At 72.5% G+C, this 4,961-nt stretch carries 6 protein-coding genes; 2 read left to right on the top strand and 4 right to left on the bottom strand.

The window, feature by feature from the left end:
* Positions 1-15: 15 nt before the first annotated feature.
* Genes DI269_RS13755 through DI269_RS13740 form a run of 4 tightly spaced genes read right to left on the bottom strand, consistent with a single transcriptional unit; the run spans position 16 to position 3,549 of the window.
* Positions 16-831: an MBL fold metallo-hydrolase gene (locus DI269_RS13755; RefSeq protein WP_112136769.1), complete on the bottom strand. Its 816-nt coding sequence runs from the start codon at positions 829-831 to the stop codon at positions 16-18.
* Between the two features lie 51 nt (positions 832-882).
* Positions 883-2,058, bottom strand: coding sequence for an FAD-dependent oxidoreductase (locus tag DI269_RS13750; protein WP_112136767.1), 1,176 nt, complete (start codon positions 2,056-2,058; stop codon positions 883-885).
* The gene (locus DI269_RS13745) at positions 2,055-2,921 is read right to left on the bottom strand and encodes a sigma-70 family RNA polymerase sigma factor (RefSeq protein ID WP_112136765.1); all 867 of its coding nucleotides are present in this window, start codon (positions 2,919-2,921) and stop codon (positions 2,055-2,057) included. The genes DI269_RS13750 and DI269_RS13745 overlap by 4 nt, the downstream gene beginning before the upstream one ends.
* Positions 2,922-2,979: 58 nt before the next feature.
* Positions 2,980-3,549 carry a TetR/AcrR family transcriptional regulator gene (locus tag DI269_RS13740; RefSeq protein ID WP_112136771.1) on the bottom strand — a complete coding sequence of 190 codons (570 nt, stop codon included), beginning with the start codon at positions 3,547-3,549 and terminating at the stop codon, positions 2,980-2,982.
* 105 nt (positions 3,550-3,654) lie between these two features.
* Between DI269_RS13740 and DI269_RS13735 the strand changes: the two genes are divergently transcribed.
* Both DI269_RS13735 and DI269_RS13730 read left to right on the top strand, forming a co-directional pair.
* Positions 3,655-4,068: a DUF4267 domain-containing protein gene (locus DI269_RS13735; RefSeq protein ID WP_198667415.1), complete on the top strand. Its 414-nt coding sequence runs from the start codon at positions 3,655-3,657 to the stop codon at positions 4,066-4,068.
* An 82-nt stretch (positions 4,069-4,150) separates the two neighbouring features.
* Positions 4,151-4,961, top strand: an 811-nt coding sequence (locus tag DI269_RS13730) for a hypothetical protein (RefSeq protein ID WP_112136761.1), incomplete at its 3' end; no start/stop codon positions are given.

Raw genomic sequence — 4,961 nt, 5'->3', positions numbered from 1 at the left:
GTCGCGGTCCGGCCCCTAGCCGCGCTCGCTCCATCGGGCGAAGCTCCGGGTCTGGCCTTCGTGGATGTCGCTCACCCATTCCCAGCCCGGCTCGGCGGCGGCGATGCGCGGGTCGTCGGGCGTGCGCTGCTCGCGGAGGGCGTGGAGGTAGGCGCGGTCGAGATCGATCCGGGCCTGGAGTTCGGCGGCGCCGCAGGGAGATCCGTGGCCGGGGATGAGGAATTCGGCGGCGGCGTCTTCGAGCAGTCGCAGTCCGGTGAGGTACTCCTCGACCGGGTCGTTGGCGTCGGTGAAGTCGTCGAGCATCGGCACGAAGACGTCGGAGAGCATGTCCCCCGCGACGAGGACGCCGCGCTCCTCGACGAGCAGCGCCGCATGGCCGGGCGAGTGCGCCGGGTGCTCGATGACGCGGACGCGCGGGCCGTCCCAAGGAAGTTCGGTGGTTCCGGCGGGCAGGCCGGTGATGCGGCCGAACAGGTCGAGCGGCACCTCGTCGGCGATCTCCTCCGGCAGTCCCTCGGCGGCGCGGGCCTTCCAGTCCGGGTCGGACCGGAACTCCCGCATGCGGGCGGCGCAGCGGGCCGTGCCGTAGCGGGGCGCGTCGCCGAAGCCGGGGTGCCAGAGCACGTGGTCCCAGTCGGGATGCGTGGCGAAGCCCGCCGCGACGGGCTGCCCCCACTCGCGCAGGTCGCCCGCGAGGCAGGCCAGCTCCGACTCGGTGAGTCCGGGATCGACGAGCAGCACCCCGGAGCCGCCTTGCACCGCAACGGCATTGTTCGCGAGCAGTTCGCTCTGGTGGGCGAACACGCCCTCCGCGACCTCTCTCAGCACGGCCGGCTCCTTCCGCTCGGATCACTTCGAGCTTAAGGCCGCCGACCGACACTAGGCGGGCGCTTCCCAGTCGATGCGGTAAAGCTGCTCGGCCCGCTGGGTCTGCTCGATGTCCATCATCTTGAAGGCGAGCGGCATCAGCGCCGGCATGAGGGCCCGTGCCACCGGGCCCGGAGCCTTGGCGTGGTTGATCCTGGCGGCCCGGGCCGCGACGCCCTCGACCCGCGGGCGCCGGAGCCGCTCGTACGCGTCGAACGCGGCCGAAAGGTCGCCGATGTCGCGCAGGCACCGGGCGAGCTGGATCGCGGACTCGATCGCGAGCGAGGCGCCCTGGCCGGAGCTGTTGGACGGGGCGTGGACCGCGTCGCCGACCAGGACCATGCGGTCCCGGTGCCAGCGCGGGACCTTCGGCATGATGTGCAGCGCGCCCGCCGTGTGGAAGGACTCGGGGCGGAGGGCGCGGACCAGGTCGCCGCCGGGGTCGTCGTCGCCGTAGGTGTCGGCGAGGATTTCGAGCCACTGCTCGCGGGGGACGTTGCGGGCCTGCGTGAAGGGCATGGGCTCGCGTCGCGGCAGGTTCATGCCGAGGCGGGTGCCGCCGCCGGGTTCGCGCCAGTAGAGGTAGTAGGCGCGTTTGCCGAAGGTGAAGTTGATCGTGCCCTCTTCCACGGGCGCTTCGTGGTCGGAGACGCCTTCGAAGCCGAGCAGGCCGGTGTACCCGGCGCTCGGGGCGGCGGGGTCGATCAGGCCGCGCACGGTGGAGTGGATGCCGTCGGCGCCGACGACCACGTCGGCGGTGTCGGTCGTGCCGTCCTCGAAGCGCAGGTCGGGGCCGTCGACGTCGGTCAGCCGTTTGCCGTAGGTGAAATGGACGCCTTCGGCTTCGGCCCGTTCGCGCAGGACGCGGTGCAGTTCGGTCCGGGCGACCAGTTGCAGCGGTTCGGCGTCGGCGAGCTGGGGCAGTTCGATGCGCTTGCCGCCGAAGGACATGGTCTGGCGGCCGAGCGGCTGGGCGATCGCGCGGACCGCGTCGGCGGCGCCGATGATGTCGAGTGCGGCGACGCCGTTGGCGGCCAGGGCGAGTGTGCCGCCGACGTCTCCGGTCCGGTCGGGGTGGGCCTCGTAGACGTGGGCGTCGATGCCGGCTCGGCGCAGCGCGGTCGCGGCTACGGGTCCGGCGATGCCGCCGCCGATGACGGCGGCGCGGCGGATGCGGTCGGGGCTCATCGCGGCTCCTGTTCGATCGGGGTCAGTTCGAGGGCGGCGAGGGTGGCGGGGTCGTTCATGATGGCGATCGCGGTGATGCGGCCGTTCTCGACGGTGACGGCGAGGACCGAGCGCGGGGTGCCGCCGGGGGCCCACATGGCGCCGATGTAGCCGTCGACGAGGACCGGGACGGCGGCGCGGGCCTGGCCGTTGAAGATCGCGGCGACCTCCTTGGCGCCGATGACCTCGCGGCCGGCGAAGCCGGTGGCGACCGCGGCGTCGTCGGCGACCACGGTGATGTCGGGGTCGAGGACTTCGAGGAGGTCTTCGAAGCGGCCGTCGCGGGCGGCGGCGAGGAAGGCCTCGACCACCGCCTTCTGCAGCGGCACGTCGGGAACGGGGCTGGCGCCGCGGACGCGGCGGCGGGCGCGGGAGGCGAGTTGGCGGGTGGCCTCGGGGGTGCGGTCGAGGACGGGCGCGATGCGTTCGAAGGGGACGCCGAAGAGGTCGTGGAGGACGAACGCGACCCGTTCGGCCGGGTTGAGCGAGTCGAGGACGACCTGGAGGGCGAGGCCGACGGCGTCGGCCATGACGGCCTGGTCCTCGGGGCTTTCGGCGGCGGCGGGCGCCTGGAAGGCCTCGTCGAGTTCGTCCTCGCGGCGGGTCCGGCGGGAGCGGAGCAGGTTGAGGCACACCCGCGAGACGACGGTGGTGAGCCAGCCGCGGAGGTTCTCGACGTCGGCGGTGTCGGTGCGCGCGAAGCGCATCCAGGCCTCCTGGACGGCGTCGTCGGCCTCGCTGGAGCTGCCGAGCATCCGGAACGCGACCGCGCGCAGGTGGTCGCGGTGGTCCTCGAAGCGCTGTACGGCGAAGTCGGTGGTCATGGGTTTCCCTCCTGTCGGTCAACGGTAAAGACCCGCGGGCGCGCCCGGACGTGACGGCCTAGTCCTTGGTGAAGAGGTCGAGCAGGATCGGGAGGCGCTGCTCCAGGAGGTCGGGGCGGAGGCGGCCGTCGCGGCCCAGGGACGCCAGGCCGTGGATGGCGGCCCAGCCGACCTCGGTGAAGGCGTCGGGGTCGCGGTCGCCGGCGAGCGGCGCGAATACCGCGTAGATCTCGGCGAACGCGGCCTTGAGCGCCTCGGGGGCGTCGGCGCCGAACGGCAGGCCCTCGGCGAGGGTGAAGATCGCCTCGAACACGGCCGGGTTGGCGTTCGCGAAGTCGAGGTAGGCCTGTGCGACGGCCGCGAGCTCCCCGCCCGGTGCGGCGGCGGTCCTGGCCGCGCTGAAGACGCCGGTGAGTTCGACGATGCCCTGGAGGGCGACGGCGTCGACGATCGCGCCGCGGCCGGCGAAGTGGCTGTAGAGGACCGGTTGGCTGTATTCGATGCGTTCGGCGAGGCGGCGGATGGTCACCGCGGGCCAGCCGTCGGCCTCGGCCATCTCGCGGGCGGCGTTGACGATGAGGGTTTCGCGTTGGGCGCGTTCGCGTTCGCGGCGCTGCTGGGTAGCCATGATCACAATTCTAGCACCGCTAGACATCCGAGCAGAGCTATGCTAGCGTCATTCATGTTACTAGCAACGCTAGATTTCCTAGCCCCACAAGTACGGAGTTCCCCCATGGCCCGCCGCATCATCGCCGACGTCCTCACCATCGCCAGCGTCCTCTTCGTCTTCTCCTTCGGCCTCCAGTACCTCCTCACCCCCGCCGCGGTCGCCCCGAGCATGGGCTTCGCCCACTGGCCCACCGGCGAGGCCGCCGAGTTCCTCAGCGTCAAGGGCGCCCGCGACCTCGGCTCGGCCATCGTGCTCCTGGTCCTGCTGCTGATCCGCGAGCGCCGCGCCCTCGGCTGGGCCCTGCTCGCCACCGCGCTCATCCCCATCGGCGACGCCACGCTCATCCTCGTCCACGGCGGCAACGCCGCCATGGCCTTCGGCGTCCACTACGCCACCGCGGCCCTGGTCATCGTCATCGGCCTCCTCCAGCTCTCGGTCGCCAAGCGCGCCAAGAAGGCCGCCGCAGTCGCCGCGTGATCCGAATTTCACACACTTGATCGAATAATTCAATTCCCGTAGCGTCGCGAAGGACCGTCCCGCTTCCCCAGAGGAGGACACGATGTTCCTGCCGTACACCGGTTCCGGCGACAACTGCTACGCCGACTCGCTCTCGATGGCGCTCGGCCCGGACTCCCCCGGGCCGGGCGCCATCGACGTGCTCACCGGGGCGCCCTTCGGCATGCAGCTGCACGCGGGGACCACGCCGTTCTTCGACCCGGCCGGATGGGACTGCGAGATCGGACTCGACGCCGCCGTCGCCGCGCTCGGGTGGACCTGCGTCAAGGAGGCGGGCGGGACGCGCGAGGAGGCCGCCGCGCGGCTGCGCGGTGCGAGTCCGGAGGCGCCGCTGCTGGTCGGCCCGGTCGAGATGGGGCTGCTGACGCACGTGCCCGGGCGCGGAAGCGCTTGGGGCGCCGACCATTACGTGGTGGTGTTCGGGGTGGAGGACGAGCTGGTCCGGTTCCACGACCCGAAGGGGTACGCGTTCGCGAGCCTGCCGGTGGAGCGGTTCGTCGACGCCTGGCGGACCGACTCGCTCCTGTACGGGGAGTCGTTCACGTCGCGGCGCGCCTTCGAGCGGACGGCCGACGTCCCGGTCGTCCAGGCGCTGCGGGCGGCCCTGCCGCATTTCGCGGAGTGGCTGCGCGGCGGCCACGGGCATCCGGTCGAGGCCGGGAACCTCGCCAACGCCGAAGCGGCCGAAGGGCTCGCGGCGATGTGGGAGGCCGGGCTGGCGGAGCGGACGGTCCAGGACCTGGCCTTCATGGTCCCCGCGGGCGCGCGGCGGGCGGGTGCGGCGGGGGCCTGCCTGGCGGCGGCAGGCGCCGACGAGGCATCGGCGATCGCCGCCAGGCAGGCCCGGCTGGTGG

The organism is Glycomyces dulcitolivorans (assembly GCF_003265355.1).
GTDB lineage: Bacteria > Actinomycetota > Actinomycetes > Mycobacteriales > Micromonosporaceae > Glycomyces > Glycomyces dulcitolivorans.
The sequence above is the reverse complement of the archived record's forward strand: the minus strand, read 5'-3'. Positions and strand labels throughout refer to the sequence as shown.